This is a genomic window from Citrobacter freundii complex sp. CFNIH4 (assembly GCF_002934505.1).
In the GTDB taxonomy this organism is placed as follows: domain Bacteria; phylum Pseudomonadota; class Gammaproteobacteria; order Enterobacterales; family Enterobacteriaceae; genus Citrobacter; species Citrobacter freundii.
In genome coordinates this window covers 204,357-230,607 of record NZ_CP026234.1, presented here as the reverse complement: position 1 = coordinate 230,607, position 26,251 = coordinate 204,357, and the positions used below count along the sequence as shown (strand labels likewise).

Here is a 26,251-nt window from a genome sequence, read left to right as displayed (position 1 = left end):
ATGGAACTCAATCAAGTCAGCTATTTCATCAACTTGGCCGAGACGCTGAATTTCACAGCGGCCGCTCGCTTGAGCGGTGTGTCACAGCCAAGTCTGACCCGCGCGATCCGCCGCTTGGAAGATGAGCTTGGCGGGCCGCTGATCTATCGCGACGGGAAGAACAGCCGCCTGACTGGCCTTGGCCATGACGTCGAGGCAGAATTCCGGCGCATGGTGGTCGCGATGAAGAGCGTTCGCAATCACTCGGAGCACTGGGCGATGGGGGGGCACCGCGTGCTGGATGTCGCCGTCGCGCCCACCGTCGGACCAAAGGAATTTACGGCATTCTTCGAGAGCGCATTGGCGGAGATGCCATCCATCGAAATCAAGCTGCACTCGCTCCAGTCGAACGAGGACACATCGGAGGTGCTTTCAGGAAAATACCACGCGTGCATCATGCCGCGTGAAACAAGACCGGAACGCAAGCTGGATGTGCATCCTCTATTTCGGGAGCGCTTCGTGCTCGGCTGTTCTGCAAACCATCCCTTGGCTGCCAACGAGATCGTGCGCGGCGAAGACCTGCTCGAGTTTCCTTTCGTCGATCGCCTGAAATGCGAGTTTCGCGATCGGATCCTCGATCACTTCGCGCGACGGGACTTGCTCATGCGACCTCGCTTTCGATCAGATCGCGAGGACTGGGTGCAACGGGTCGTCGCTGACGGCCACGCCATATGCATTCTTCCGGAACGATCGCCGACCGTGCAAGGCCTCGTCACTCGGCCGATCGACGGATTTGTCTTGGAGCGCGAAGTCGTGATCGCGACAGTATCCGGCTCCACGGCAACGGTCGAGATACGGAACATCGCGCAGCTGGCAGCCCGGTATGAGTGGAACTGAATCACGACGTGAAGAGCTTCGGCGCTATGGAAACTATACGCGCAGCGTATTGGATAAATCTGGGGCGCATGCTATAGTCGGCGCAATGACTGCAAAGATAAATGACAGTGTGTCGAGCTCTCTAGATTAATTATTGGAGACTATCATGAAGTTTGAGAAGTCACAGGCAGCAGTTGACCGCCTGACCCCCGAGCAACGCCGGATTACCCAGGATTCGGGGACCGAAAGGCCCTTCACGGGTGAGCACAACGACAACAAGGAGCCTGGCATCTACGTCGACATAGTGTCGGGAGAGCCGCTGTTCGCTTCAACGGACAAGTTCGATTCGGGTACTGGCTGGCCCAGCTTCACCAAGCCGATCGTTCCGGCAAACGTGAACGAGGTGCGGGACAGTGCACACGGCATGGTCCGGACGGAGGTCAGGTCGGTACACGCCGACAGCCATCTGGGCCACGTTTTCCCGGACGGTCCTTCCGACCGCGGCGGTCTGCGCTACTGCATCAACTCTGCGTCCCTTCGCTTCATCCCGCGCGACGAGATGGAGTCCGAGGGATACGGTGAATATCTCGATCAAGTAGAGGAGGCTTAACATGCATCAGCGCGCTGTTCTCGCAGGAGGATGTTTCTGGGGCATGCAGGATCTGATCCGCAAGCGGCCCGGCATCATCTCGACCCGTGTGGGTTACACGGGCGGCGATATTCCGAACGCCACGTATCGTAATCACGGCACGCATGCCGAGGGGATCGAGATTGTCTTCGACCCGACAGTGACGAGCTACCGGCACATCCTGGAATTCTTCTTCCAGATCCACGATCCGACGACGCTGAACCGCCAGGGCAATGATCGTGGGCTCTCCTACCGGTCGGGCATCTATTATGTCGACGAGGAGCAGAAGCGCGTCGCCGAGGATACGATCGCCGATGTGGATGCCTCGGGGCTGTGGGATGGCAAAGTGGTGACCGAGGTCCAGCCGGTCGGCGAGTTCTGGGAGGCCGAGCCCGATCACCAGGATTATCTGGAGAAGCGGCCGGGCGGCTACACCTGCCACTTCGTCCGTCCCGACTGGGTTCTTCCAAAGCGGCATGAGGCCGGCGATGTGAGCCCTGCGGCCGGGGCTGCAGCGGAATAGGCTTCGCTGCCGTTAGTGCCGCGCCGATCCGGTTCGCAACCTCCGACGACCGCGTCAATCGACGCGGTCGTCGAACCCGGCCTTGAAGCAGATCATTCCATTCAGCCGCCGTCGCAGTGCCAGGATCCAGATATGACAGACCTCTCCTCCTTTCCCATCACGCAGCGCTGGCCAGCATCTTATCCGGATCGCTTGCAACTATACGCGGCCCCCACGCCCAACGGCGTCAAGGTCTCGATGATGCTGGAGGAGACTGGCCTGCCGTATGAGCCCCACTTCGTCGACATCTCGAACAACGAGTCGAAGGATCCAGCGTTCGTGTCGTTGAATCCCAACGGCCGCATACCCGCGATCATCGATCCGGCTGGCCCTGACGGCCAGCCCATTGGCATATGGGAAACCGGTGCGATCCTCATCTATCTGGCCGACAAGACGGGGCAGCTCATCTCAACAACACCCGCCCAGCGGTACGAGACTCTGGCCTGGGTGTTCTTTCAGGTGTCGGGCGTTGGGCCGACCTTCGGACAGCTAGGCTTTTTCCTGCGATTTGCCGGCAAGGACTATGAGGACAAGCGACCTCGGCAGCGCTTTGTTGATGAATCCAGGCGTCTTCTCGGGGTCCTGGATCACCGGCTGGAGGGCCGCGAATGGATTGTCGATGATTACTCGATCGCGGACATTGCGACGTTTGGCTGGGTGAATGCGCTGGTCGAATTCTACGCAGCGGGCGACATCCTCGGCCTAAGCAGCTATTCGAACGTGCAGGCATGGCTCGAACGCGGGCTGGCGCGACCGGCTGTACAGCGTGGCCTGCGAATTCCTGCGAGGCCTGCATGACCATTATCGCCGCATATTATTACAACGAAGGTAAGCGAGTCCGTGAAATCAGGCTCGATGAGCACGTCGAACTAAACGAGAATCGCTCGGGCTTCTGCTGGATCGCGCTTAGCGAGCCCACCGCAGACGAACTCAGCGCGATCCAGACGACGTATAACCTCCATCCTTTGGCGATCGACAACGCCATGCACCCGCTGTGCCCGCCCAAGCTCGAGGTCTACAACAATGAGTTGTACGTCGTCGCCCAGACCGCCGAGCTGGTCGGCGACCGGATCAGCTACGGCAAGATGGCGATCTTCACCGGTCACAATCACCTTATCACCGTGCGGCACGGCAATGCCGGAGCGCTGGGCAAACTTCGGGAGCAACTCGAGGCATCGCCGACGCAGTTCGGCAAGGGTGTCGACTATGTGCTGCACGCGATCTTGCACCGAGTGGTCGACCAGTATCTGCCCATCTTCGAAATGATCGAGGACGACGTCCTGGCGATGGAGCGACGGTCGCTGCACGATTTCCTCGGGCCAGAAGAGGTGGCGCGAATCTTCGAACTAAGGTCCGAACTCACGCGGTTCCAGCGCACGCTCGGGGCTATGGCCGAGCTGGTGCGAAAGCTCGTTCGCGGCCACTTTCCCTGCATCAGCGCCGAAATGACACCATATTTCCACGACGTCGCGGACCATGTCCACCGCGTGCAGTCCATGGTCGACGGCCTCCTGCTTGTCCTGTCCACGGTCTTCGAGGCCAGCAGCCTTCTGGAAGCGCAAAGGATCGGTGTGGTCACTCGCCAGCTCGCGGCCTGGGCGGCGATCTTGACGGTCCCGACGGCGATCGCCGGAATATATGGCATGAACTTCAAGCACATGCCGGAACTGGACACGCCATATGGCTACTTCGTCGTGCTCGGAGTGATAGCGGTGTTCTGCCTTCTCCTGTTCATGCGCTTCAAGAAGGCCAAGTGGCTATGAGTAACGCACTTCGCGAGCTTCTCCGTCCGCGGGGTTTGAGAGCCAATGGAACGAAAACGTACGCTAAGAAGTTAATTCATTGTTTAAATTGAAATTTAGTTCTCTCAGTTCCCCCTTCAAAATATCCTCCGGTAGCGTAAACGTATAATGCCCCAGCATATTGATATGCCCGTGCATCAGTGGGGACAACCGGGCGATATCTTCAACCCCGATTTCTTCTCCATTACTGCGTATCCAGCTCAGGGCTTCCTGCATATAAAGTGTGTTCCACAGTACCACTGCGTTAGTGACCAGGCCCAGTGCCCCCAGCTGATCTTCCTGACCTTCACGATAGCGCTTTCTGATCTCACCGCGCTGCCCGTAGCAGATCGCCCTCGCCACAGCATGGCGGCCTTCCCCCCGGTTTAGCTGCGTCAGGATCCGCCGACGATAATCCTCATCATCAATATAATTAAGAAGGTACAGCGTCTTGTTGACGCGCCCCACTTCCATGATCGCCTGTGCCAGCCCTGATGGGCGCGAGCTTTTCAGCAAAGAGCGAATGAGTTCTGAAGCATGAATGGTGCCCAGTTTCAGCGAACCGGCGGTTCGCATCATCTCATCCCACTGATCCTCGGCTTTCGACAGATCGGCACAACCACGTGCCAGTTCGTCCAGTGCACCGTAATTTGCCGATTTATCCACTCGCCAGAATACCGCTTCACCGGCATCGGCAAGCCGGGGGGAAAACTGGTATCCCAGCAGCCAGAAGAGGCCAAAAATAATGTCGCTGGTACCGGCTGTGTCTGTCATGATCTCAACCGGATTCAGCCCTGTCTGCTGCTCCAGAAGGCCTTCCAGCACAAAAATGGAATCTCGTAATGTGCCGGGGACAACGATGCCGTGGAATCCAGAGTACTGATCAGAGACGAAGTTGTACCAGGTGATGCCACGTCCGGAACCAAAATATTTTCTGTTAGGTCCTGAATTGACGGTTTTCACCGGCGTGACAAAGCGCATGCCATCAGCTGAAGCCACTTCGCCACCACCCCAGCGGCCAGCAAGCTCCAGTGTGGACTGAAAATCAACCAGGCGGGCATTGGCGCTGACCAGCGTTTCTGCCCGGAGGTAATTCTGTTTTACCCAGCTAAGCCGGTGGCGCGTCAGCGCCGGTATATTGTGCTTTATCAGCGGTTCCAGCCCGATATTGCAGGCCTCTGCCATCAGGACCGCGCACAGGCTGATGTGCAGATCCTGTGCCCGGGCCCCGGATTCACTGACATGCGTAAACTCACGTGTAAATCCCGTTCTGGCATCTATTTCAAGCAACAGTTCCGTCAAATCTACTGGCGGGAGTAGCAGCCTTACCCGACTGTTGAGACGATGCAACGATGTTGGCTCCTCCAGTTTCTCCAGGCTGCTGATAGTCAGGGAAGGATGTTTACCGTCATGGCAAATATGAACCTCCGCATTTCCTTCAAAGCGGGATGCGACGGTTTTCCAGGTTTCATCTAGCTGGACCGCCAACTGTTGCACGCCTTTATGTCCATCAGTGGGATGTCCCAGCGCCCGGCAAACGGGGACCCGCTGAGCCTGCCATTCTTCCCCCTGCAACAGCTTCTCGCGGGGATTTCCCCAGCGATCGCTGTTTTCGAGCCAGATGTCCCTTCGACGTAGTGCATCCTGAAGGCGCTCCAGCAGACAAAGCGAGTAACCGGCACGCTGTATCCGGCCCTCCGCATCGTATACCAGGCGTTTCCAGGGGCCGGTAATAATATGTTCAGGCGCATTGTCCAGGATGCGCTTTTTCGAGCAGTTCAGTTCGGTCAGATAATGAATGGCGGACAACGTATGTTCTCCGGCTGGCGCTGCCTGGAAATGCAGGTCGCGCAATACCGCCGGAAGAAAGCGCTTTACCCGCCCGTACTGCTCCACCATTTCGTCATGGAAATTGTTGTTCTGAGGCCGGGCCAGCTCATTTACCTTGCAGACGGATTCTGCCAGCCTGCTTTTCGGTATGCTGTTGAATATGGTCTCCCTCAGTTCAGCATCGTCAGCCTGTTCATCCAGCAACAATGAACATGCCCGCGCCAATATTAGCGCAGCACGATCAAGATCTTTAAGCGTCCTGAGCCGTTTTTTCTGCCCCGTTTTCTTCGCCGCACGAGTGATATCCAGTATCAGCATATCGAGCACATCAACGGCCTCATCCAGCGCCGCAGTCTCCTGCGCTTTAACGAATGCTGTGAGTACGGCCAGTTTTCTCTGCTGTGGCATTCGCGCGATATATTTTACCGACGCCATGCCTGCGTAACGGGCCAAATTACGCAGTTGTATAGCAGGCAGACCGGTAAAATTCAGTCGGGAAAATTCCAGGTTTCGCAGCCGGATATACCGCTCCAGCGCTTCGGTAAATGCCGGGCCGCTGACGGTGACCGGTCCCTTTTTCAGTTGCTCCAGCGGTGAAGTACGCTGCCCCTCAGGAATGTCCAGAAGCTCCGTCACGCGGGCGGTCTGCCAGCTGTCCGGCAACGCGGCCAGTTTCTTCCACAGCCGCTGATTTGCCCGTTCGCGTATTTCACTGACGAGACGTACAAGTGTGGTTGCTCCGGGCAGCAGGACCTTATTCTGAAGCAGCCACGCGGTGGCAAAATCAAACATAAGGCCGGGTCGCTCATTACTGAGCCATGCGCGGGTGTACAGCAGGCGCTTCAGGCGGAAAGACCAGGGGAAATCGCCAAATTCATGGTAACCGTAATATTCCTTAATCAGCGCAGTATGCTCTCTGAGGGTGGTAACCCGTTCTGCGTAGCGGGTAAGGACTTCTGGACGGCGAATATTAAGCTGCACCGCGACAAATTGCTGAACACCTGGCAGAACCCGGGTTAAGTCTGTCAGAAAGGTGCCCAGAAAACGGGCGGTGGTGAGCTGAAGCGCAATTCCCAGCCGGTTATGCCTTCCCCGCCGCTGGTTAATGAAGGCAAGATCCCGCTCATCAAGATGAAAATAGCGCGCCAGCTGCACGTCATTGGGTTCTGCAACATAGCGACCATAATTCAGTTCCTGCTCAGTGGTCAGAAAATCGACGGGCATACCGGCCTCCCTGCCTGATGGTCATGAATTAACAATTTCGCAACCGTCCGAAATATTATAAATTCTCGGACACACTAAAATGGTGTTGTCTAGGTGTCTATTAAATCGATTTTTTGTTATAACAGACACCCACTGTCCGATATTTGATTTAGGATACATTTTTATGCGACTTTTTGGTTACGCACGGGTATCAACAAGCCAGCAGTCCCTCGATATTCAGATCAAGGGGCTTAAAGAGGCGGGGGTGAAAGCCAGTCGCATATTTACCGACAAAGCATCCGGCAGTTCTACCGACAGGAAAGGACTGGATCTGCTGCGAATGAAGGTGGAGGAAGGTGACGTCATCCTGGTGAAGAAACTCGACCGGCTTGGCCGCGACACTGCCGATATGATCCAACTGATAAAAGAATTCGACGCTCAGGGAGTCGCGGTCCGATTCATAGACGACGGGATCAGCACCGACGGTGAAATGGGGAAAATGGTTGTGACCATTCTTTCAGCTGTAGCCCAGGCCGAACGCAGGAGGATTCTGGAGCGTACGAACGAAGGACGGCAGGAGGCCAGGCTGAAAGGTATCCGGTTTGGCCGAAAGCGCATCATCGACAGAAATAGTGTACTGGCACTTCATCAGCAGGGAACTGGTGCAACAGATATTGCCCGCCGGCTCAGTATTGCCCGTTCCACTGTTTATAAAATTCTGGAAGATGAGAGCCGGGTTAATCTGAGCAAAATTTGAGGACGAACATGAGTGATGTAAAGGCATTCAACAATTGCATGAGTGTGTTCTGGCGACAGCATGAAGCCGAATTCTCTCGCTTTCTGACATCGAAGACAGGTGATAGCGAAAAAGCAGCAGACCCGGAGAAGACGAAGGTGATTATCGTGACGCTTGCCGAAACGACACCTGTACTGGAAGCCGCTAACCTGCAGCAGGATCTACGCCGAGCTGGCATCGAGCCGTGGGCATGGGTCGTTAATAACAGCCTGGCAGCTGCTCAACCGTCTTCGCCTTTCCTGAAGATCAGGGCGAACCGCGAGCTGCCTCTCATCTCTGATGTGGAAGAGCAGTATGCAAAGCGTATTGCATTAACAGCGCTACAGAGCGAAGAGCCGGTTGGTATTGACCTGCTGGAAGAAATGGCGAAGTAATAATGAAGGGGGCAAATGCCCCCTTCGTCTTTATTTCAGTCTTTTACCTGAATCATCAACGACTTTTTCACCGTCTTCCTTGGTGAAAGCCGCTTTCTGGGCATCTGGAAGGATATCGAGAACAACCTCTGAAGGACGGCAAAGTTTAGTTCCCAGTGGCGTCACTACGATCGGACGGTTGATCAGAATCGGATGCTGTAGCATAAAGTCGATGAGCTGGTCGTCAGTAAATTTATCTTCTGCAAGACCCAGTTCCTCATACGGCTCGACGTTCTTACGCAGCAAAGCCCGGACGGAAATGCCCATATCCGCAATGAGTTTGAGCAGCTCATCGCGTGAAGGTGGAGTCTCAAGGTAAAGAATAACGGTCGGCTCGATACCGCTGTTGCGGATCATCTCCAGCGTATTACGCGACGTGCCGCAGGCTGGGTTGTGATAAATGGTGATGTTGCTCATATCAGTATCTCATTACAAAGTGAAAGAGAGACGTAGCGCCAGCGCGGCCAGCGTTACAAACAGCACAGGCAGAGTCATGACGATCCCGGTGCGGAAATAGTATCCCCATGTGATGGTCATGTTCTTCTGTGAAAGGACATGCAGCCAGAGCAACGTTGCCAGGCTACCAATAGGTGTAATTTTCGGTCCAAGATCGCAGCCAATCACGTTGGCAAAAATCATCGCCTCTTTGATAACGCCTGTTGCAGTGCTGCCATCAATAGAGAGAGCACCAACCAGCACGGTAGGCATATTGTTCATGATGGAAGAGAGGAAAGCCGTCAGGAAGCCAGTACCAAACGTCGCGGCCCAAAGTCCTTTATCTGCCAGCACGTTCAACACACCGGAGAGGTATTCTGTTAGTCCGGCATTACGCAGACCATAGACCACCAGATACATTCCCAGAGAGAATATGACGATCTGCCATGGCGCACCGCGAAGCACTTTGCCAGTGTTAATGGCATGGCCTCGCTTCGCCACCGCAAACAGAATGACAGCCCCTACAGCAGCAATCGCACTGACCGGGATACCCAACGGCTCAAGGACGAAAAAGCCAACCAGAAGAAGGATCAACACTATCCAGCCGGTTCTGAAGGTTGCCAGATCTTTAATCGCTTTTGCCGGTGCTTTCAGGAGAGCCAGGTCGTAAGTTGGCGGAATATCTTTGCGGAAGAACAGATGCAGCATCACCAGCGTGGCGATAATGGCTGCGATATCCACCGGCACCATTACCGACGCATACTCAGTGAAACCCAGCCCAAAGAAGTCTGCAGAAACGATGTTAACCAGGTTGGACACGATAAGCGGCAGACTGGCCGTATCGGCAATAAACCCGGCGGCCATGACAAATGCCAGCGTAGTGCCTTTGCTGAAACCTAATGCAAGCAGCATGGCGATAACAATTGGCGTCAGAATCAATGCCGCACCATCGTTGGCAAACAGTGCCGCCACCGCTGCGCCGAGCAAAACGATATAGGTAAACAGCAAACGCCCGCGACCGTTACCCCAACGTGAAACGTGCAGCGCCGCCCATTCGAAAAAGCCCGATTCAGCGAGCAGAAGGCTGATAATAATCACGGCAATAAAGGTCGCCGTCGCATTCCAGACAATATTCCACACTACAGGGATATCACCAAAATGGACTACGCCAGAGATCAGCGCCAGTACCGCGCCCAGCGTCGCACTCCAGCCGATCCCTAATCCCTTCGGTTGCCAGATAACCAAAACGATGGTCAGGACAAAAATAGCGCCTGCCAGTAACATAAATCCTCCAGACAGGACGGCTTTGCCGCCCTGTATATACAAAAAAAATTAAACAACCAGCTCTCTGAGTTTCTCGATGCCAGTGGGCTCTGCAGCCATTACCGGTACTAACGCTATGCGGCTTGCATGCTGGTTTTTCACAACCTCGATTTGAGGACGCTCTTGTAGGGCGCGCTGGCAAAGCAGCGGCGATTGCGTCTGTGCAATCGAAAGGCTGTTATTGATAATCCAGCCCCAGGGATGAATCCCCGCACGTTCAAGATCGGACTGCAGGTTTGCCGCTTCCAGTACAGGTGTGGTTTCAGGCAGAGTGACCAGCAAAACTTTGGTACGTTCCTGGTCCTGAAGCTGCATCATCGGAGTGGTAAAATGACCTTTATCCCCCATCTTCCTGGCAATCTCACGGTGATAAGCCCCGGTAGCATCAAGCAGTAATAGCGTATGCCCGGTAGGTGCCGTATCCATGACCACAAACCGTTTGCCAGCTTCACGAATTACGCGTGAAAACGCCTGGAACACCGCAATCTCTTCTGTGCAAGGAGAACGTAAATCCTCTTCGAGCAGCCGTTTCCCAGCCTCATCCAGATCCCTGCCTTTCGTCTCAAGAACATGCTGACGATAGCGTTCAGTTTCATCGTGAGGGTTGATTCGGCTGACCTGCAGATTTTTGAGGCTGCCATTGAGCGTTGTACTGAGATGTGCAGCAGGATCTGAGGTGGTGAGATGCACATCAAAACCCTTATCCGCCAGACTGACGGCGATAGCCGCAGCCATTGTGGTTTTGCCCACACCACCTTTGCCCATCAGCATAATCAAACCGTGTTCACTGCGGGCGATATCATCAACCAGGACAGACAACGACATATTCTCTGGCTTGTTCTGTGGGCTTTGTTCAGGAAGCGATGTTATCTCAGCGTGTTCGTTGAGCAGGCCTTTCAATGCGGATACACCAACCATGTTCAGCGGCTGCAGGTATAAGTTGTCTGTCGGCAAATCAGATAACCCGGCAGGAAGATTTGCCAGCGCCTCTTGCTCCCGTTGCCATATTGCAGCGGCCAGTGCATCACGTTCTGCTTCGCTCGCAGGCAGGACACCGTTAATGACTAAATACTGATTTTTAAGGCCAATAGCTGATAATTCGTCATGAGTACGAGCGACTTCCTGCAGTGTTGATTTTTGCAATCGCGCGACCAGCACAAGGCGAGTTCGTTCAGGATCGGATAATGCCTCAACCGCATGAGCATATTGCTCGCGTTGTTTTTCCAGCCCAGCCATTGGACCAAGACAGGAAGCACCATCCGGGTTACTTTCGATGAAGCTGCTCCAGGCTCCGGGAAGCTGAAGAAGGCGAATAGTGTGGCCAGTTGGGGCAGTATCAAAAATGATGTGATCAAAGCGGGTCAGCAGAGAAGCGTCAGTCAGTAAGCCAGTAAACTCGTCGAATGCAGCGATCTCTGTCGTACAAGCTCCTGAAAGCTGTTCACTGATGCTGTTAACAACGTCATCAGGCAAAAGACCTTTAATAGGGTCAACGATTCTGGCGCGGTATTGCTGGGCGGCGTCCTGCGGGTCAATCTCCAGAGCCGAAAGACCAGACACAGCAGTCACGGGCTGGATAGTGTTACCGATAGTCTGATCGAATACCTGACCGACATTGGAAGCCGGGTCGGTACTGACAAGCAGAACACGCTTTCCCAGTTCAGCCAGACGTATAGCCGTTGCGCAGGAAATCGAAGTTTTGCCTACACCTCCCTTACCGGTGAAAAACAGGTAAGACGGGATATTCTCTAAGAATTTCATATGTCCTCCTGACATACTCAACAACAGGAAGTTTTACCACCACAGCAACTGGTGGAAGCTAAACCCACCTTTTCCAGCGGTATACCAAACCAGCGAGCCAGTTCAGCGCGTTTTGGGTATCGCCCGGCCATCACCGTTTCACCATCAAGCAACAGCAGCGGAAGCCCTTCAGCTCCAGAAGCCTCAAGGAATGCTTTCGCTTTTTCGTTCTCAACGAAGCTCATAGGCTGCTGCGCCAGGTTATAACGTTCGATCTGAACCCCACGCCCTTTCAGCCATTGCACATCAGCAGAAAAATTGACCAAAACCTGATCGACATCTGAACCACAAACGCCGGTACTGCAGCACATCGCCGGATCAAACACCGTTAACATTTTCATCTTTAACACCTCATATTCGTAAAAACATATATGTACAGGCAAAATTTTTAGATACAAACAGCCTTACCGCTGCCAGAGCAGTTGGCCGATGCCAGCTTACGGGCGATGGCCTGTACGTCGTCCTGTTGACTTAACCAGGCCTGCTCAATCACCAGGGCAGCCCAGGAAGGAATATGCGGGGATAAGCGATAATGAACCCATTTCCCCTGCTTGCGATCCAGCAACAGGCCACTTTCCCGAAGCATCGCCAGATGGCGGGAGGTCTTGGGTTGTGATTGTTCCAGCGCTGTGCAGAGATCGCATACGCACAGCTCCCCCATCTCCCTGAGCAGTAGCACGATACCCAGGCGGGTTTCATCAGATAGTATTTTGAAAAGTTGTAGGGATGCAATTTCTGGCATTATGTACTCCTGCTATGAATGGGTATTGTCTCTCCACCAAAACAAGAAGTCAAAATCATATGTGTTTTCTCGCATGTGAGTGCAGGTGTCACTATGCGGTTGAAAAACGACCTGATGTGCGATCGTTACGTTAGTTGGGTAGGTAAAAAAGTCATTTGAGGCTAAAACATTGCTTAGTGCGGGCTTTCAGTTCATAGAGAAGAATGAATAATATCAATTATAACAATTGGTTATTTCCTTAGCGTACGTTTTCGTTCCATTGGCCCTCAGACCCCGACTTAGTTTATCAAGGGTATCATCGGGAAAAACCTCACTAACACAGAGGCTTATGTTAATTCATTAAAAACAGAAAGTTATCGTCTTGGCGTGGTTTTTTACATCATTGACCGTCAAACCCCTACGTAAGCTTATGACCCGGGATGGTTTATGGATCCCTCGTAAGTTACGGCCACCTCGTGTGCATCAGCCACGCCCACGTCGGGCCTGCACCGGCGAACTCATCCAGATTGATGGCAGTGAACATCGCTGGTTCGAGGACCGTGGTCCGGCCTGCACGCTGCTCGTTTACGTTGATGATGCAACAAGTCGGTTGATGCAGCTTCTGTTCGTCAGTTCGGAGTCCACGTTCACCTATTTTGAAGCCACCCGGGGATATCTGGAGCGCTACGGTAAGCCTCTGGCATTCTACAGCGACAAAGCCAGCGTCTTCAGGATCAACAACAAGCAGGCCACCGGCGGAGATGGCCAGACTCAGTTTGGTCGTGCCATGAACGAGCTGAATATCACTGGTATCTGTGCCAACACCAGTTCAGCCAAGGGGCGTGTTGAACGGGCTCATCTGACATTACAGGACCGCCTGGTCAAGGAACTGCGGCTCCGCGGTATCAGCACACCTGAGGCTGCAAACGCCTTTGCTGATGAGTTCATGGAAGATTACAACCGTCGGTTTGCAAAGCCGCCACGTCACGATTTTGACGTACATCGCCAGCTGGATAATGGCGAAAACCTGCAGGCGACATTCACCTGGCGCGAGCAGCGTAAGGTCTCGAAAAACCTGACATTACAGTATGATAAAAAGCTTTATCTGCTTGAAGATAATGAAGAAAACCGGCGTTTTCAGGGGAAGTACATCGAGGTATGGCAATACCCGGATGGTGACATTGAGCTCCGGGCCAGCGGCACTTCCCTGCCCTTTACCACTTACGACCGACTGGGAGAACTGGACCAGGGCGCCATCATCGACAACAAGCGTCTGGGACGTGCCCTGGAAATGATAAAGCTGGTTCAGGACAAACGGGACAACACCCGCTCACAGGCCCTGCCATCACTGGACGGCCAGACCTCACGCAGAAAGAAACAACCCGGCAAGAAATCACAACGAAGTCTGGACCATAACGACATGCTGGAAGCCCTGCAGCAACTTCAGACCCGGAGTAAAGACATCTTCGGCAAAGGCTGAAACATAACCTACATGCGGACATTTCAATTTAGATTGATGTTCAGGATAAACGCGATAACAACCGTTCACAGGCGATCCCTGCCGGTGATGGCTCTTTGCGGCGGCGCAGAAAACCAACAGAGAAATAATCGCAGCGCTCACTGAACGGCGACGACATGTTAGATGCGTTGAAGACATTGCAGTCACGTTCTGAGAAAAGTTCCAATGTTTAACGAGCGATTAAAAAATATATTAAATCATTATTCTCTCATTTCTCTGTTGCAATACTGACCTCCCAGGGCCTGTGTAATTCTGTCACCAAATAGTATCGTCAGACTACGATCATAGTAAATGGTTTCACCAGTGATAGATTCATGCTTTAATATTATCCCATAGCCATATCTTTCAAGCATATTCATACCCACCCTTGCCAAATTGTAAGAATAATTTATTCCCCAAATGGAACCATTTCTTCCTTCAAAAAACTCCGCTCTGTAATATCTTTTTAGAAATTCATAGTGTGCGTCTTCACTAAACATACCCCCTCCCGCTACAGAATTTACATAACAGTTTTTTATAATAAAAAGATGAAATGCATAAATATATATCCCGTTTTTCCTCTGCCGCCCACCATTCACAGATAGAGGATATAATCCTATATTATTTATTGTATGCTTAAATCATTTGATGACTATAGTTTCATATATTTTCATCATGTTAGCACCCATGATGTATGTTTATTTTTTCTGAAGCATACCAATAATCAAACCCCGTTCAACATAACAACATAAAATAATTTATAACAAATTTAGTTGAAACTTAATATATGAAATAGTGACTTTCCATAAGCAGATCATTAGTTTATAGGGCATCCTAACGATGCAGGCTCCTCCTGGCAAAACTGTCGATGATGAGATTTTTTTTGCGGTATATTCCACTTATTTTGGTGGTATTCAGTTTATGCAAAACAATACCGACAAAAGACTGAACCGTTTTTTTGGAGATCAGCAGGCTACGGGAAATTTCATCTATCGAATAACCATTTAAAATCATATTGATAACATGTGTTTCTCTTTTGGTAAATGACAACTTGTCCCTCTTCAGATTGATCCCCATTTTTTTAAACGCCTGCCTCATCATGAGATATTCATTACCGCTTAATTCAGTGTCAATGCATACCGCTTCACGCCCTGTCCCGCTCATTCCTGACGCCGGTTTTAATAAAAAGATAAGATTGACCGGTGAAATGTGTAGGTACTTGAGACGTTCGGCATCGCCGGTGTTCAGCTCTGACTCCACAATCACCACATCGCTGTTGCTGAAGGCAATATCGCTGACCCGTGAAAACACAACCCTGTTGACGGAGAGGCTGTTGTCGCTGAACATACATTTCAGACCTACAAGCATGAAATTATTATTGGTAATAACATAGATATTCATATAGTCCCCGCAGCAATACCTTTTGCGAAGCGTCCCGTTCCTTATGTTCTGACAAAGTGGTGCCTGTATTGGTGTCGCCGGGTAACTATGACGTACTCCGGCTCAGCGGAGTACGTCAACTGCTCTACTGGTGCGCCGCTAGCACGCTATTCACGATTTCCACCGCTTCTTTCTCGATCTGCTTGCGATGTGCTTCCCCGAGGAAGCTCTCGCAGTAGATCTTGTAAGCGTCTTCCGTACCTGACGGTCGGGCGGCGAACCAGCCGTTGTCGGTCATCACTTTCAGGCCACCAATCGATGCGCCGTTGCCCGGCGCGGCGGTCAGACGCGCAGTGATCGGGTCACCCGCCAGCTGACTGGCCCTGACCATTTCCGGCGACAGCTTCGACAGCACCGCTTTCTGTGCGGAAGTGGCCGAAGCCTGCAGCCGGTTATAGCTCGGCGCGCCGAAGCGGGCGGCCAGTTCGTCGTAGTGCTCCTGCGGGTTTTTACCGGTGACGGCGGTGATTTCCGCCGCCAGCAGGCACATGATGATCCCGTCTTTGTCGGTCGACCACGGCGTTCCGTCAAAACGCAGGAACGAGGCGCCCGCGCTCTCTTCTCCGCCGAAGCCGAAGCTGCCGTCGAACAGGCCGTCAACAAACCATTTAAAGCCCACCGGCACTTCAACCAGCCTGCGGCCGAGGTCGTTCACCACACGGTCGATCATCGCGGAAGAGACCAGCGTCTTGCCCACCGCCACATCCTGGCCCCACTGCGGGCGATGCTGGAACAGGTAGTTAATCGCCACCGCCAGATAGTGGTTCGGGTTCATCAGCCCTGCCGGCGTGACGATGCCGTGACGGTCATAATCTGGATCGTTAGCAAAAGCCAGGTCAAACTTATCGCGCAGCGCCAGCAGGCCCGCCATTGCGCACTCAGATGAGCAGTCCATGCGAATGGCGCCGTCTTTATCCAGATGCATAAAGCGGAAGGTTTGATCGACGTGATCGTTGACGATAGTCAGGTCGAGCTTGTAGTGCCCGGCAATACGTTTCCAGTATTCGATACCGGACCCGCCCAGCGGATCGATCCCGAGCTTGAGGCCGGCTTTCTGAATTGCCGCCATGTCGACGATATCCGCCAGCCCTTCGATAAACGGCTGTACCAGATCCTGCTTTTTAACATGACCGGATGCCAGTGCCGCATCGAGGGAGATGCGCCTGACGCCCTGCAGACCCGAGGCCAGCAGTTCGTTAGCGCGATTCTCTACCACTTTGGTGACGTTGGTATCCGCCGGGCCGCCGTTCGGCGGGTTGTACTTAATACCGCCATCTTCCGGCGGGTTATGAGACGGCGTGATCACGATGCCGTCTGCCAGCGGACCACCTTTTTTGTTGTGCACCAGGATGGCATTGGAAATGGCCGGCGTCGGGGTGAAACCGTTGTGTTCCTGCACGATAACATCAACGCCGTTGGCCGCCAGCACTTCCAGTACGGAAATAAAGGCCGGTTCGGAGAGCGCGTGGGTATCTTTACCCACGTAGCAGGGACCGGTAATCCCGTTCCTGGCGCGGTCTTCCGCAATCGCCTGCGCGATCGCCAGAATATGCTGCTCATTGAAGTTATGGCGCCCTGCACTGCCACGATGGCCAGAGGTACCAAACTTCACCGCATGCTCCGCGTTGCCCGCTTCCGGCCTCAGTACGTAGTACTGCGCGGTCAGCTGAGCGACGTTAATCAAATCACTCTGTTGTGCAGGCTCCCCTGCGCGTTTACTGTCCGTCATTTTTCTCTCCTGTCATATCCGTCAGGCTTATTTATGTGTTGCTGCCGGGTCGCTCATCGACGGGGCCGGTCTCCTGCCACCCGCCCCGGCGTTTCCTGGTTGTCAGTACGCGCTCAGAGTTGCGTTTTGTCGATATACCAGATCTTTTGCGCATACTCCCGCACCGTACGGTCCGATGAAAAATAGCCCATGTGGGTTATGTTGAGCATCGCTTTGGCGGTCCACTCTTCCGGGGTTCGGTAGAGCGCATCCACCTTGTCCTGACAGTCAACATAGCTGCGGTAATCGGCCAGCACCTGATAGTGGTCGCCAAAGTTGATCAGCGAATCCAGCAGACCGCGATAGCGGCCCGGCTCCTGTGGGCTGAACACCCCGGTCCCCATCTGGGTCAGCGCCTGGCGCAGCTCTTGATCCTGGTCGTAGTAATCATGCGGCTGGTAGCCGTTGCTGCGCAGCGCCTCGACCTCTGCAGCGGTATTACCGAAGATAAAGATATTGTCCTCACCCACGTGCTCCAACATCTCAACGTTGGCGCCGTCCAGCGTGCCAATGGTCAGCGCACCGTTGAGGGCGAACTTCATATTACTGGTCCCGGAGGCTTCAGTCCCTGCCAGCGAAATCTGCTCAGAAAGGTCCGCGGCCGGAATGATCATCTGCGCCAGACTGACGCTGTAGTTGGGAATGAACACCACCTTTAGTCTGTCGCCAATCTGCGGATCGCTGTTGATGACTTTGGCGACGTCGTTTATCAGATGGATGATCTGTTTTGCCGTGTGGTAAGCGGACGCGGCTTTGCCGGCGAAAATCACCACTCGCGGCACCCATTCGGCCTGCGGGTCCGCCTTGATACGGTTGTAGCGGGTGATCACATGCAGCACATTCATCAGCTGGCGTTTATATTCGTGGATCCGTTTAATTTGCACATCAAACAGCGCGTTCGGGTTCACCACCACGCCCAGCTGACGGGCGATATAATCGGCCAGACGCTGTTTATTCGCCAGTTTGGCGGCGCTGACGGCCTGGTTAACCAGCGGATAATCCTGATATTCCCCCATTTCGCTCAGCTGGCTTAAATCCGTTCGCCAGGTCTGGCCGATATGGCGGTCCAGAACCGCGGCAAGGGACGGGTTAGCGGCAGCCAGCCAGCGGCGCGGCGTGACGCCGTTAGTCACGTTGGTGAAGCGGCGCGGAAAGATTCTGGCGAAATCGGCAAATAGCGACTCCACCATCAGCCGGGAGTGCAGTTCCGACACGCCGTTAACCTTGTGACTGACCACTACCGCCAGCCAGGCCATCCGCACGCGGCGACCATTGGACTCATCAATAATCGAGGTCCGGCTCAGCAACGCCATATCATCGGGATAGTGCTCCTGCATCGTTTTCAGAAAATAGTCATTAATCTCGAAGATAATCTGCAAATGGCGCGGCAGGATTTTCCCCAGCATATCGACAGGCCAGGTCTCCAGCGCTTCGCTCATCAGGGTATGGTTGGTGTAGGAGAAGACCCGACAGGTCACCTCAAACGCGTCATCCCAGCTGAAGCGGTGTTCGTCAATCAGCAGACGCATCAGCTCCGGGATCGACAGCACCGGATGGGTGTCATTGAGGTGGATAGCAATTTTATCCGCCAGGTTGTCATAGGTTTGATACAGCTGGTAATGACGGGTGAGGATGTCCTGTACCGTCGCCGAAACAAGGAAATACTCCTGACGCAGGCGCAGTTCACGCCCGGAATAGGTCGAGTCGTCCGGGTAAAGCACGCGGGAAACGTTCTCAGAGTGGTTCTTATCCTCCACGGCGGCGAAATAGTCCCCCTGGTTAAATTTACCGAGATTAATTTCACTGCTGGCCTGGGCACTCCACAAACGCAGGGTGTTGGTGGCATCGGTGTCATAACCCGGGATAATCTGATCGTAGGCCACGGCAATAATTTCTTCGGTTTCCAGCCAGCGTGAGTTTTTGCCCTCATGTTGAACACGTCCGCCAAAGCGCACGGTATAGCGGGTTTTATGGCGCTCGAATTCCCACGGGTTACCGTACTCCAGCCAGTAGTCCGGTGACTCCATCTGCCGGCCGTCGATGATGTTTTGCTTGAACATACCGTAGTCGTAGCGGATACCATAGCCGCGGCCTGGCAGCCCCAGTGTGGCCAGGGAATCGAGAAAACAGGCCGCCAGACGACCGAGACCGCCGTTGCCCAGCCCCGGATCGTTCTCCTCATCAATCAGCTCTTCCAGATCCAGCCCCATCCCTGCCAGAGCCGTTTTCACATCCTCATAGATGCCCAGCGACAGTAAGGCATTAGAGAGGGTTCGGCCGATGAGAAACTCCATCGACAGATAATAAACCTGCCGGGCCTGCTGCGAGATCCGCGCCCGATGCGCCCGCAGCCAACGTTCTACCAGCCGATCGCGAACGGCGAACAGCGTGGCGTTGAGCCATTCATGTTTATTGGCAAGTGAGGGATCTTTACCAAGAATAAACATGAGCTTATAAGCGATAGCATGCTGTAGCGCTTCTTCATTCAGACTGGGTGAAATATAACTTAAGCGTGGTTCCATTTTTCTTATCCGTAGCAATTAAATAATACGCTGATACAACTGGTGGAAAGACTTAGCGGCAATTTGCCAGCTAAAATCCATGCTCATTGCCTGACGTTGCACGTACCGCCACAGCGATGGACGGGACCACAGGACAAAGGCCCGGTGGATGGCATGTAATAGTGATTCAGTCTCGCTGTCGGTAAACACAAATCCGCTCGCGATCCCGTCAGCAAGGTTTTCGAGCGAACAGTCGGCGACGGTATCCGCCAGTCCGCCGGTGCGACGAACCAGCGGCAATGTGCCGTAGCGAAGGCCATAGAGCTGGGTCAGACCGCAGGGTTCAAAACGGCTGGGCACCAGGATGACGTCGGCGCCGCCAATCATCTGATGCGACAGCGCCTCGTCGTAACCGATCCGGATACTCACCTGCCCGGAGTATTGCGCCGCAGCGGCAAGAAAACGGGCCTGCAAATCCGGGTCGCCGGATCCCAGTAGCGCCAGCTGCCCTCCCTGCGCAATGATTCCCGGCAGTGCGCCAAGGAGCAGATCCAGCCCCTTCTGGCTGGTGAGCCGGCTCACGACGGTGAACAACAGCGCCCGGCCGTCCTCCTTCAGCCCCAGCGTCGTCTGCAGCTGCTGCTTGTTCTTCGCTTTCTCAGCCAGCGAGTTCCGGTCGTAAGGCGCAGCCAGCAGCGGATCGCGGCGCGGATCCCAGATGCTTTCGTCGACGCCGTTAAGGATCCCCGACAGTCGCCCTTCCCGCTGACGTTGCCGCAGCAACTCTTCCAGACCGAACGCGTACTGCGGTTCGGTAATTTCACGGGCATACGTCGGGCTGACGGTGGTGATATGGTCAGCGAAATAGAGGCCCGCCTTAAGGAAGGAGATCTGTCCTTTAAACTCCACCCCATGCATCTGGAAGAATGACCACGGTAAAGCGATCTCCGCCATATGCCGGGCGAGGAACAAGCCCTGATAGGCAATGTTGTGCACCGTAAACACTGACCTGGCGGGGTTGCCGCGGGCGGCCAGATAAGCCGGCGTGAGGCCCGCATGCCAGTCATGGGCGTGGACGATTTCAGGCCGCCAGAACGGATCCAGACCGCCAGCAAGCTCAGCCGCGACCCAACTCAACAGCGCGAAACGCAGGACGTTATCGGGATAATCCTGCATCTGCGGGTCATGATAAGGATTACCCGGTCGGTCATAGAGATGCGGGGCATCAATCAGATAGATGCCCACGCCGTTAAAGTCGCCAAACAACAGCGTCATCGGCCCGGCGAAGGTCTCCCTGCTGGCCACCACCTGCGGTTCCCCTACTCCGTCGCGGATCGCGGGAAACCCCGGCAGCAGCACGCGGGTATCCACGCCCTCGGCTATTTGCGCCGCCGGGAGAGCACCGGTCACATCAGCCAGCCCCCCCGTTTTCAACAGAGGGAACATCTCCGCTCCTACATGTAAAACTCGCATGGATGCTCCTTAATTATTCAGGCATGAAGGCGACGCGATGCCAATGACGGCAATCACAGCTGCGGCAGCTTTTATTTCCGCCAACGGCTTCATAGTTCAAGTCGGTTCAGCATTTCTTTGGTAACCAGAACGATGCCTTCTTCCGAACGATAAAAGCGTCGCGCATCCTCAACGGCATTTTCGCCAATCACCGTCCCCTCCGGAATAACGCATCCCCGGTCGATCACGCAGCGTCTTATCCTGCAGGAGCGACCGACCCAGACGCCCGGTAATAAAACCGACGAATCAATATTACAGAACGAGTTAATCCGAACTCTGGAAAATAGAACCGACTGCACCACCACCGAGCCAGAAATAATACAGCCGCCGGAGACCAGAGAATTCATGGTCATGCCATGACTGCCGGAACGGTCCTGAACAAATTTGGCGCTGGGCAGCGATTCGACATAGGTACGGATAGGCCAGTTACGGTCATAAACGTCCAGCTCTGGCACTACTGAGGCTAAATCCAGATTCGCTTTCCAGTACGCCTCCAGGGTTCCGACATCGCGCCAGTATGGCTCGGCATTATTATCCGACTGAACGCAGGAGCGCGGGAACGGATGCGCATACGCTTCACCTGCCGCCGTTATCCTGGGAATAATATCTTTGCCAAAATCATGGGTGGAGTGTTCATCCCGATCGTCGTCTTCCAGCAGCTGGTAGAGATATTCCGCATCAAACACATAAATGCCCATACTGGCAAGCGAGCGGGTTTCATCGCCAGGAATGGTGGGCGGATTAGCCGGTTTTTCAACAAATTCAATGATTTTGTCATTCTCATCCACGGCCATGACGCCAAAAGCGCTTGCCTCTTCAACCGGGACCGGCAGGCAGGCCACGGTACAGCGCGCCCCTTTTTCAACGTGATCGAGCAGCATCCGCGAATAATCTTGTTTATAGATATGGTCCCCGGCCAGAATAACGACATATTCCGCATCATAGCGGCGGATAATATCCAGATTCTGGGTCACGGCATCCGCCGTCCCCCGATACCAGTTCTCACCATGCACCCGCTGCTGCGCCGGTAATAAATCCACGAACTCATTCATTTCTTCGTTAAAGAATGCCCAGCCGCGTTGAATATGCTGCACCAGTGAATGGGACTGATATTGTGTAATGACCCCGATACGTCTTATTCCGGAGTTAATACAATTCGATAAAGCAAAATCAATAATTCTGAATTTACCGCCGAAATGCACCGCAGGTTTTGCGCGAATAGTGGTCAGGTCTTTTAATCGTGTGCCACGTCCGCCGGCGAGGATCAGGGCCACGGATTTAAGCGGTAACTGGCGCGACAGCATTAAGTTGTCAGTATATTCAAGTTTACTCATAATAATGTCCTGCTATTAAATAAAAGCCATAAAAGAAAATAATGAAGAAAAAGCCTCACTCTTCTGCAAAATAATTCAGAAGTGATCACCTCCGGTAATAAGTCAGCTGCAATAAATCAGCTGCGCGTTTTATTGCCCTGCAGATTCCCGTACCAGCCAGATTGTCGCCAGCGGCGGCAGAGTCACCGACAGCGAATGCTCCCGACCGTGGCTGGCGATCGCCTCGCTTGCCACGCAGCCGCCGTTGCCGGTGTTGCTCCCGTGGTAGTGCATCGAGTCGGTGTTCAGCTCTTCACGCCAGCGCCCCGGCTGGTTAATCCCGAAGCGATAGCCGTGACGCGGTACTGGCGTGAAGTTGCTCGCCACGATTATCTCGTTCCCGGCTTTATCGCGACGGACAAAGATAAACACCGACCGTTCATGGTCATCCACAACAAGCCATTCAAAGCCGTAGGGGTCAAAATCCAGTTCGTGCAGTGCCTTATGGTGGCGATAGGTATGGTTCAGATCGCGCACCAGACGCTGCACCCCGTGATGCCAGTTGTCGCCCCCTTCCAGCAGATGCCAGTCGAGGCTGGCGTCGTGGTTCCACTCCCGCCCCTGGGCAAACTCGTTGCCCATAAACAGCAGCTTTTTACCGGGGAAGGCAAACAGCCAGCCGTAGTAGGCGCGCAGGTTGGCGAACTTCTGCCAGGCATCGCCAGGCATCCGGTCAAGAATCGATTTTTTGCCGTGAACCACTTCATCGTGTGACAGCGGCAACACGAAGTTTTCGGTGTAGTTGTAGAGCATCCCGAAGGTCATCTTGTCGTGATGATAACGACGATAGATGGGATCGAGCTGCATATAGTCGAGGGTGTCATGCATCCAGCCGAGGTTCCATTTGAACCAGAAGCCAAGACCGCCCGTCGAAGACGGTCGTGTAACCCCGGCGAAGTCGGTGGACTCCTCCGCCATCGTGACCGCTCCCGGCGTCTGCTCACCGAGCACACGGTTGGTATTGCGCAGAAATTCAATCGCTTCGAGGTTTTCCCGGCCGCCGTACTCATTGGGCACCCACTCCCCCTCTTTGCGGCTGTAGTCGCGGTAGATCATTGACGCAACCGCATCCACGCGCAGGGCGTCGATCCCGAAGCGTTCAATCCAGTACAGCGCGTTCCCGACCAGAAAGTTGCTGACTTCACGGCGACCGTAGTTGTAGATCAGCGTATTCCAGTCCTGGTGATAACCTTCTCGCGGGTCGCTGTGTTCATACAACGCGGTGCCGTCGAACGATGCCAGCGCAAAGTCATCCGACGGGAAGTGGCCCGGCACCCAGTCGAGGATCACGTTCAGACCCGCGGCATGGGCAGCATTCAGGAAGTAGCGGAAGTCTTCACGGGTACCAAAACGGCGGGTCGGCGCGTACAGCCCGGTGGGCTGATAGCCCCAGCTGCCGTCGAACGGATGTTCGTTTACCGGCAGCAGCTCCAGATGGGTGAAGCCCATCCACTTCGCGTAAGGCACCAGCTGGTCCGCCAGCTCGCGGTAGCTGAGCCAGAAATGGTTATCGGCGTGGCGGCGCCACGAGCCAAGGTGCACTTCATAAATCGAAATCGGTGCATCAAACTGGTTGGCCTGCTGACGGGACTGTGGCTGTTCGACCTTTTCCGGCATGCCGCAGATAAGCGACGCGCTTTCCGGGCGCATCTGTGCCTCAAAGGCATACGGGTCGGATTTCACCCGCAGGTGGCCGTGGGCGTCAATCAGCTCGAACTTATACAGCTGGCCGTTATGCGCGCCGGGGACAAACAGCTCCCAGATGCCGGACTCTTTGCGCAGACGCATCGGGTGGCGGCGGCCGTCCCAGTAGTTGAACTGTCCGACCACCGACACACGACGGGCGTTCGGCGCCCAGACGGAAAAACGCGTCCCGGTGACGCCGTCCATGGTGTCGGCATGGGCTCCCAGCGTCTCGTAGGGCCGCAGATGAGTCCCTTCAGCGAGCAGCCAGGCATCAAGCTCCTGCAGCAGCGGGCCAAAGCGATAGGGGTCGTCAATCAGGTTTTGCTGACCGTGCCAGGTGACGGCCAGCTGGTAACGAAAAGGATTTTTCCGGCGCGGCAGAACGCCGCTAAAGAACCCGCGTGTGTCGAGGCATTCGAGTTTACCGACTTTGCGCCCGGTTTTCGGTTCAATCACCCATACATCGGTGGCATCGGGTAATAATGCGCGCACTTCCAGACCCGCATCGGTTGAGTGCATGCCAAGCACGGAAAATGGATCGGAACAATGACCTGCGAGAAGTGCGGAGATCGCACTTTTTTCATTATAATCAGACATGGCAGTCACCCTACTATCATCCTGCGGAAAGAATTAAAACGCCTCTTCCTGCTTTATTGATCCGGTAATATTCCGCTGCATGCTACGCATCGAAATATCAACACGTTATTCCAGAGCCTTAAGACATGTCGGTTGTCCACAAATAGAGAGTGATTAACCTCCTGAGAAGTGAGTTAAATGCGCTGTACGACTTCTGTATTATCTGTCTTCAGAATAATTACTCCTGATTTTCTTTCTGTGAGTAAACACTCATTTCTATATTAATGGGGAAACTAATTTTTATTTCGTCACGAATGATGAGTTTCCTTCTGCTGAATTCGTCAGATCGTATATAAAAAAAGGCTTTGTTGAATAAATCGAACTTTTGCTGAGTTGAAGGATCAGATCACGCATCTTCCCGACAACGCAGACCGTTCCGTGGCAAAGCAAAAGTTCAAAATCACCAACTGGCCCACCTACAATAAAGCCCTCATCAACCGTGGCTCCATAACTTTCTGGCTGGATGATGAAGCTATTCAGGCCTGGTATGAGTCAGCAACACCTTCTTCACGAGGCAGACCTCAGCGCTATTCTGACCTTGCCATCACGACTGTGCTGGTCATTAAACGCGTATTCAGGCTGACCCTGCGCGCTGCGCAGGGCTTTATTGATTCCATTTTTTCTCTGATGAACGTTCCGCTACGCTGCCCGGATTACAGCTGTGTCAGCAGGCGGGCAAAGTCGGTTAATGTCAGTTTCAAAACGCCCACCCGGGGTGAAATCGCACACCTGGTAATTGATTCCACCGGGCTGAAGGTCTTCGGTGAAGGCGAGTGGAAAGTCAAAAAGCATGGCCAGGAACGCCGCCGTATCTGGCGTAAGCTGCATCTCGCCGTTGACAGTAAAACACATGAAATCATCTGCGCTGACCTGTCGCTGAACAATGTGACGGACTCAGAAGCCTTCCCGGGTCTTATCCGGCAGACTCACAGAAAAATCAGGGCAGCATCGGCAGACGGCGCTTACGACACCCGGCTCTGTCACGATGAACTGCGGCGTAAGAAAATCAGCGCGCTTATCCCTCCCCGAAAAGGTGCGGGTTACTGGCCCGGTGAATATGCAGACCGTAACCGTGCAGTGGCTAATCAGCGAATGACCGGGAGTAATGCGCGGTGGAAATGGACAACAGATTACAACCGTCGCTCGATAGCGGAAACGGCGATGTACCGGGTAAAACAGCTGTTCGGGGGTTCACTGACGCTGCGTGACTACGATGGTCAGGTTGCGGAGGCTATGGCCCTGGTACGAGCGCTGAACAAAATGACGAAAGCAGGTATGCCTGAAAGCGTGCGTATTGCCTGAAAACACAACCCGCTACGGGGGAGACTTACCCGAAATCTGATTTATTCAACAAAGCCATAAAAAAATAAAACATACGCCTGATGACAGCTCAATCATTCTGGGTTGCAACTTCATGGCAGCATTTACCTCCACCAGACGGCCTGACAGGCGGATTGCGGCGGCAGGAAACGCCCTAAAGTACAAAATCT

20 protein-coding genes and 2 pseudogenes are annotated in these 26,251 nt (G+C 53.9%); 9 read left to right on the top strand and 13 right to left on the bottom strand.

Annotation, left to right across the window (positions count from 1 at the left end; translation table 11 throughout):
* The 5 genes from C2U41_RS28940 (at nucleotide 1) to C2U41_RS28920 (ending at nucleotide 3,808) form a co-directional block, all read left to right on the top strand.
* Nucleotides 1–876, top strand: a complete 876-nt coding sequence (locus C2U41_RS28940) for a LysR family transcriptional regulator (protein ID WP_011191349.1) — start codon at nucleotides 1–3, stop codon at nucleotides 874–876.
* A gap of 145 nt (nucleotides 877–1,021) precedes the next feature.
* Entirely contained in the window at nucleotides 1,022–1,465 is a 444-nt protein-coding gene (gene msrB, locus C2U41_RS28935) for a peptide-methionine (R)-S-oxide reductase MsrB (RefSeq protein WP_004099035.1), read from the top strand.
* Between the two features lies 1 nt (nucleotide 1,466).
* On the top strand, nucleotides 1,467–2,006 hold the full coding sequence (gene msrA, locus C2U41_RS28930; RefSeq protein ID WP_004099036.1) for a peptide-methionine (S)-S-oxide reductase MsrA: 540 nt from the start codon (nucleotides 1,467–1,469) through the stop codon (nucleotides 2,004–2,006).
* Nucleotides 2,007–2,138: 132 nt separating this feature from the next.
* Nucleotides 2,139–2,843, top strand: a complete 705-nt coding sequence (locus tag C2U41_RS28925; RefSeq protein ID WP_004099038.1) for a glutathione S-transferase N-terminal domain-containing protein — start codon at nucleotides 2,139–2,141, stop codon at nucleotides 2,841–2,843.
* Nucleotides 2,840–3,808, top strand: a complete 969-nt coding sequence (locus C2U41_RS28920) for a magnesium and cobalt transport protein CorA (RefSeq protein ID WP_045269763.1) — start codon at nucleotides 2,840–2,842, stop codon at nucleotides 3,806–3,808. The genes C2U41_RS28925 and C2U41_RS28920 overlap by 4 nt, the downstream gene beginning before the upstream one ends.
* 63 nt (nucleotides 3,809–3,871) lie before the next feature.
* On the opposite strand, the gene C2U41_RS28915 is transcribed toward C2U41_RS28920, so the two are convergent.
* Nucleotides 3,872–6,880, bottom strand: coding sequence for a Tn3 family transposase (locus tag C2U41_RS28915; protein ID WP_012817690.1), 3,009 nt, complete (start codon nucleotides 6,878–6,880; stop codon nucleotides 3,872–3,874).
* A 163-nt stretch (nucleotides 6,881–7,043) separates the two neighbouring features.
* Here C2U41_RS28915 and C2U41_RS28910 point away from each other — a divergent pair, with 163 nt between their 5' ends.
* Both C2U41_RS28910 and C2U41_RS28905 read left to right on the top strand, forming a co-directional pair.
* The gene (locus C2U41_RS28910; protein ID WP_001556711.1) at nucleotides 7,044–7,616 is read left to right on the top strand and encodes a recombinase family protein; all 573 of its coding nucleotides are present in this window, start codon (nucleotides 7,044–7,046) and stop codon (nucleotides 7,614–7,616) included.
* Nucleotides 7,617–7,735: 119 nt separating this feature from the next.
* A pseudogene (locus C2U41_RS28905) lies at nucleotides 7,736–8,029 on the top strand (ArsA-related P-loop ATPase); the annotation flags it as partial.
* Between the two features lie 30 nt (nucleotides 8,030–8,059).
* Here C2U41_RS28905 and arsC read toward each other — a convergent pair.
* From arsC to arsR, 5 genes are read right to left on the bottom strand one after another with little or no spacing between them, the layout of a single operon-like run.
* Entirely contained in the window at nucleotides 8,060–8,485 is a 426-nt protein-coding gene (arsC, locus tag C2U41_RS28900; protein WP_000065758.1) for a glutaredoxin-dependent arsenate reductase, read from the bottom strand.
* A gap of 12 nt (nucleotides 8,486–8,497) precedes the next feature.
* Nucleotides 8,498–9,787 carry an arsenite efflux transporter membrane subunit ArsB gene (gene arsB, locus C2U41_RS28895; protein ID WP_104427113.1) on the bottom strand — a complete coding sequence of 430 codons (1,290 nt, stop codon included), beginning with the start codon at nucleotides 9,785–9,787 and terminating at the stop codon, nucleotides 8,498–8,500.
* 48 nt (nucleotides 9,788–9,835) lie between these two features.
* Nucleotides 9,836–11,587: an arsenite efflux transporter ATPase subunit ArsA gene (gene arsA / locus C2U41_RS28890; RefSeq protein WP_001556710.1), complete on the bottom strand. Its 1,752-nt coding sequence runs from the start codon at nucleotides 11,585–11,587 to the stop codon at nucleotides 9,836–9,838.
* A gap of 17 nt (nucleotides 11,588–11,604) precedes the next feature.
* On the bottom strand, nucleotides 11,605–11,967 hold the full coding sequence (gene arsD / locus C2U41_RS28885) for an arsenite efflux transporter metallochaperone ArsD (RefSeq protein WP_000783215.1): 363 nt from the start codon (nucleotides 11,965–11,967) through the stop codon (nucleotides 11,605–11,607).
* 47 nt (nucleotides 11,968–12,014) lie between these two features.
* Nucleotides 12,015–12,368, bottom strand: coding sequence for an As(III)-sensing metalloregulatory transcriptional repressor ArsR (gene arsR / locus C2U41_RS28880; protein ID WP_001114073.1), 354 nt, complete (start codon nucleotides 12,366–12,368; stop codon nucleotides 12,015–12,017).
* 397 nt (nucleotides 12,369–12,765) lie between these two features.
* On the opposite strand from arsR, the pseudogene C2U41_RS28875 reads away from it, so the two are divergent.
* Nucleotides 12,766–13,827: pseudogene (locus C2U41_RS28875) on the top strand (ISNCY family transposase); the annotation flags it as partial.
* A gap of 239 nt (nucleotides 13,828–14,066) precedes the next feature.
* Here the strand turns inward: C2U41_RS28875 and C2U41_RS28865 are convergent.
* The 7 genes from C2U41_RS28865 to glgB form a co-directional block, all read right to left on the bottom strand.
* Nucleotides 14,067–14,345, bottom strand: a complete 279-nt coding sequence (locus tag C2U41_RS28865; RefSeq protein ID WP_004197671.1) for a hypothetical protein — start codon at nucleotides 14,343–14,345, stop codon at nucleotides 14,067–14,069.
* A 334-nt stretch (nucleotides 14,346–14,679) separates the two neighbouring features.
* On the bottom strand, nucleotides 14,680–15,246 hold the full coding sequence (locus tag C2U41_RS28860; protein WP_004197678.1) for a LuxR C-terminal-related transcriptional regulator: 567 nt from the start codon (nucleotides 15,244–15,246) through the stop codon (nucleotides 14,680–14,682).
* Nucleotides 15,247–15,370: 124 nt separating this feature from the next.
* Nucleotides 15,371–17,014, bottom strand: coding sequence for a phosphoglucomutase (alpha-D-glucose-1,6-bisphosphate-dependent) (gene pgm, locus C2U41_RS28855; RefSeq protein WP_004197675.1), 1,644 nt, complete (start codon nucleotides 17,012–17,014; stop codon nucleotides 15,371–15,373).
* Nucleotides 17,015–17,127: 113 nt separating this feature from the next.
* Complete coding sequence (glgP, locus tag C2U41_RS28850; protein WP_094543334.1) at nucleotides 17,128–19,575, bottom strand: glycogen phosphorylase; 2,448 nt, start codon at nucleotides 19,573–19,575, stop codon at nucleotides 17,128–17,130.
* 18 nt (nucleotides 19,576–19,593) lie between these two features.
* Nucleotides 19,594–21,027, bottom strand: a complete 1,434-nt coding sequence (gene glgA / locus C2U41_RS28845) for a glycogen synthase GlgA (protein WP_004197677.1) — start codon at nucleotides 21,025–21,027, stop codon at nucleotides 19,594–19,596.
* A gap of 89 nt (nucleotides 21,028–21,116) precedes the next feature.
* On the bottom strand, nucleotides 21,117–22,400 hold the full coding sequence (gene glgC, locus C2U41_RS28840; RefSeq protein WP_015632388.1) for a glucose-1-phosphate adenylyltransferase: 1,284 nt from the start codon (nucleotides 22,398–22,400) through the stop codon (nucleotides 21,117–21,119).
* 129 nt (nucleotides 22,401–22,529) lie between these two features.
* Nucleotides 22,530–24,722, bottom strand: coding sequence for a 1,4-alpha-glucan branching enzyme (gene glgB / locus C2U41_RS28835; protein WP_004099052.1), 2,193 nt, complete (start codon nucleotides 24,720–24,722; stop codon nucleotides 22,530–22,532).
* A gap of 372 nt (nucleotides 24,723–25,094) precedes the next feature.
* Between glgB and C2U41_RS28830 the strand changes: the two genes are divergently transcribed.
* A complete protein-coding gene (locus C2U41_RS28830; protein WP_004099053.1) occupies nucleotides 25,095–26,063 on the top strand; it encodes an IS5-like element IS903B family transposase in 969 nt (322 codons plus the stop codon).
* Nucleotides 26,064–26,251 lie beyond the last annotated feature (188 nt).